The following is a 3,790-nucleotide window of genomic DNA, read 5'->3' as shown; positions in this document are numbered from 1 at the left end:
CGACAACCCGACGCCGAAACCCTGCCGCCCAACCCCGCACACCATGCCTGAACAGCGAAAAGTCATACGCCACAAGCGGATTGCGGATGCCTTCTCAGACAGCCAGGGAAGAAGTAACCCGACTTCGGGTACCGGTTTCACTAGGCCTGCCCGGTGCCGCTCCGGCCTATACCCGCACCGCCTACGACAGCGAGCTACGACGCCGGACGGAACCCCAGCCTGCTGTCAGCCCGGACGACACCTGGTCGGTCACACTCCACGAACGCCCGGATCACATGGTCGAACGAGCAGCCATCGAGTTCGCAGTCACACACCAGACCATCGCGAGCAGCGGGCTGGGCCTCATGCTGCCCACCGTGCCCCCGGACGCCTTCGTCATCCTCGCCCAGCTCGAACGGCATTTTCTAACCACCCATAGCAGCGCTGCCGTAAGTCGCCTGTTCACCCGGCCCAATGACGCTGTCCAGCCTCTGTGGAGCAAGGAACTGACAGCCGCGATCCAGCGGGCCTCCTACCTGACGGTGTTCTCCGACTTTCCGCTCGGGCTGCTGACCATGCCTGGGGATAGCGCTCCGCTGTGTGCACGTGTGCCCATCGCCTACCGGCCGCTGGAACCTCTGACCAGGACGGTGCAGCATCAGGTCTTCGCTCCGCCGAGTATCAGCCTGAAGCACACCATCAAGGTTTTGGTCGCCGAGTGCATTCCTCTCAGCGACACTGTGGGACGGATCTCCCGAGAAGGGTGGCGCCTGGCTCGCAAGATCGCCGAACCTGCAGCTCCCGCACTCACCATCATCCAGGCCGAGACCCTCACTCTCGAAGCGCTCCAGCAGTCCGTGGCCGAACACCGCCCCGACATCCTCGTCATCAGCGCTCACGGAAAGTTGGTCGGCAATATGGCCGCGCTCGTCATCGGCGACGCGCCACACCTGTACCTCGGCCTCGACCGCATGCCACCTGTGGTCATGCTCAGTGCCTGCCACGTCGCGCCCCGCGGCGCCGGGGCCGTGACCATCACCGACCTCTTGCTGCGGGAAGGCGCCCTGGCGGTGCTCGGCACTCAAGTCCCAGTTGAGGTCACACGCAACGCCACACTGATGGGCCGATTCCTGGTGTACCTCGCCGAGGAAATCGCGAAGCCCGGGCAGTTCGCCACCATTCTCGATGTATGGCATCACGTGCAGACGTCGAACGCGGTCAACGACATCCTTGACGGAAGCCCCAACCTCAGAGCGTGGGGCGCCAGCACCACCACCAGCGGCCGCTCTGTGATAGCCGAGTTCATGAGCATCCGGGCTACCGGACAGCTCCGAGCGGCACACGTCTACGAGGACACTGAACGTGTCTTGGGCGAGATCGCCGACGGGCAGGGCCAGGGCGACCGCATACGCAACTGGTTCCGCAGGCCCGGTTATGTCCCCGAGTCGCTGTTCTACGTCTTCATGGGCCGCCCCGACCTGATCCACCTCTCCGGCCGACCGGCGATAGCTGCCGAATGATCCCGATTCACTACCAACGGCGTCTTGGCCACCCGCGGCACCAAAGGCACCCGCGTCTACTCTCCCCCCTTGTCCTACCTAAGGCCTGCTCCCGTCACCCAGGCGGTAGCCGCAGCACTTGCGGGCGTCTTGACCCCCCGATCGCGTTACACGGCGTTCGACAGTTCAGAATGATCGAATCGCACGCCCGATCGAGCGGCCGAGCTGCTGTGCGCATGGCGTGTGTTCCCACGCTGGTCCCGCAATGCGGGATATTGACCCGAAACGCTAATGTTCCGGCGCGTCGAGGATGTACCGGACGTGCGGGGCGCGGAAGTAGCCCCGCACGATGTGGGGTTGCTTCTGGCGTCGGCGGAAGAAGCGGCGTACCTCGCCTGCGAGCTCTCCGGCGTTTCGGGCTCGGCAGGCCGGCAGCAGCGTCCGCTTGAGGTCGGCGTTGACGAGTTCGTCCGGGTTGGTCTCCGGCGCGTAGGCGGGCAGCAGGTGCAGGACGATCCTGCTCTCGTTCTCGGCGAGCCAGTCGCGGACCGCCTTGCTGCGGTGGACGGAGTGCCGGTCGACGACCAGGTGGATCTTCCGGTCGAACTGCCGGACCAGGCGGTGGAGGAAGTCGGGGAACACCGCGGTAGTGAACGATCCGCGGTAGACCGTGAGCCACATCTTCCCGCGGGTGCTGATAGCCGACATGGCGTTCACCGAGAACCGGTTGCCCGTCCGCCTGCTGGTCGGCGTGCCGCCTTTCGCCGCCCGGGTGCGTCCCGAGACCTGGTCCGAGCGGACACTGGCCTGATCGGCGAAGAGAATCCCGGCGCCGTCCTCGGCGGCTCGCGCGCGGATGGCCGGCCAGGTCTCCTCGCGCCACACGCGCACCGCTTCCGGATCCTGCTCGATCGCCCGCTTGTCCGGGCGCTGGAAGGACAGGCCCCACCGTTTCAGGTACTTGCCCACGCCCTGCTCGGTCAGCCGCACCCGGCAGAGCACCGCGATCAGGTCACCGACCATGGCGCGCGTCCACAACTGACCGCCCAGGCCGAGGTCTTCGGGCCGGCGGTCGGGCAGTGCCTGCCGGACGCACTGCTGTTCGTCAGGGTCCAGTACCTGGTGCTCGCCCGGCCGTCGTCCGCGTCGGCCGGAGACCAGGGCTTCACGGCCGCCGGCCTGCCACGCCGCCCACCAGTCGGCGACCGACTCGGCGCTCACGCCGAGGAGTTCGGCCACCTCACGCCGGTCCCGCCCCGCCCGGACGGCTGCCACGGCCCGCATCCGCAAGGCCTCCTGCGCGTCCGGCGACAGCCGCCGCGCGTCCCCAACCAGATCCGTCACGCCCGGATGAACGAGCCCGGAACCTTACCGTTTCGGGTCAATAGCGGTGCATGGAGTTATCGGAACCCATTGTGATCGTGCCGGGGGAGTCGGCGGGGAACCGACGACCACAATCCGACCACCAGTCCCCATCCGACCCCTCTGGCCTGGGCGGATCCCTTTATTGTCCGCCAAGTGCGCTCTGGTTGGGGATTTTCGTCCCACGGTGTCGGTGGAGACAGCCCGCTGGCCGCCCGATCCGCGTCTCGGCACCGCGCCGTGCGGACGCCGCGCTCTGCAGTCGAGGCTTGAGCGAACGCCTGCACGAGTCCAGGGGGATGCTACGCGGGCATCCTGCCCACACGATCTGCAGGCGAGGGAAGGGCCGCCGCAGTTGGTCCGGGACGCCTCCCTTCACTCACTCCGGAACGACGCGAGCAGCCCGGACGCCTTGCCGAGGACTTGAAGTTCATCGACGAACACGACAATGGGAGCGAGCGGGGTCTCGCCAAAGTTCGTTGCTCAGGACTGCCAATCCGAACCACCCGGCGAGCAGCCGCACCTCGTGCACTGGAACTGGTAGTGAGACGCTCTCGTCGTCCATCCTGGTCGAGTTATAACCGTACGGAAGGAGCGGCGAGTGCCCCAGCGGAGCCCGCCGCGGCACGTACCTGCGCATTGCCGACGCACTGCGTGCCGAGATCGCCAACGACTCTCAGCTGACCGAGCTGCCGTCTAAGGCGGGGCTGATGGAGACGCATGGTGTCGCACGAACGACAGTAAAGTGAGCCCTCGATGTTCTCGCTGGCGAGGGGCATATCAGGTCTCGTGCCGGCGTCGGCTGGCTGGTCACCCGTCAGGACACCAAGCCATCTCTACTCGACCAGCTCACTGGCCAGGGCTGATGCGTTCTCAGCAGGTGATCTTGAGGAGTGCGGTGGCGTGGTCGGGGCGTGACCGGTAGTGGTCGGCTGCGGCGGCGATGTTGG

The 3,790-nt window shown here is 66.5% G+C and carries 2 protein-coding genes; one reads left to right on the top strand and one right to left on the bottom strand.

Translation table 11 applies throughout. The features are described 5' to 3' along the window. Nucleotides 1-86 precede the first annotated feature (86 nt). Nucleotides 87-1,499, top strand: a complete 1,413-nt coding sequence (locus ACZ52R_RS43395) for a CHAT domain-containing protein (RefSeq protein ID WP_465755568.1) — start codon at nucleotides 87-89, stop codon at nucleotides 1,497-1,499. Between the two features lie 267 nt (nucleotides 1,500-1,766). Here ACZ52R_RS43395 and ACZ52R_RS43390 read toward each other — a convergent pair whose 3' ends face one another. After that, nucleotides 1,767-2,822 carry an IS630 family transposase gene (locus ACZ52R_RS43390; protein ID WP_465755567.1) on the bottom strand — a complete coding sequence of 352 codons (1,056 nt, stop codon included), beginning with the start codon at nucleotides 2,820-2,822 and terminating at the stop codon, nucleotides 1,767-1,769. Nucleotides 2,823-3,790: the final 968 nt, after the last annotated feature.

The sequence above is a fragment of the Kitasatospora sp. NPDC034023 genome (assembly GCF_055575795.1).
The sequence above is the reverse complement of the archived record's forward strand: the minus strand, read 5'-3'. Positions and strand labels throughout refer to the sequence as shown.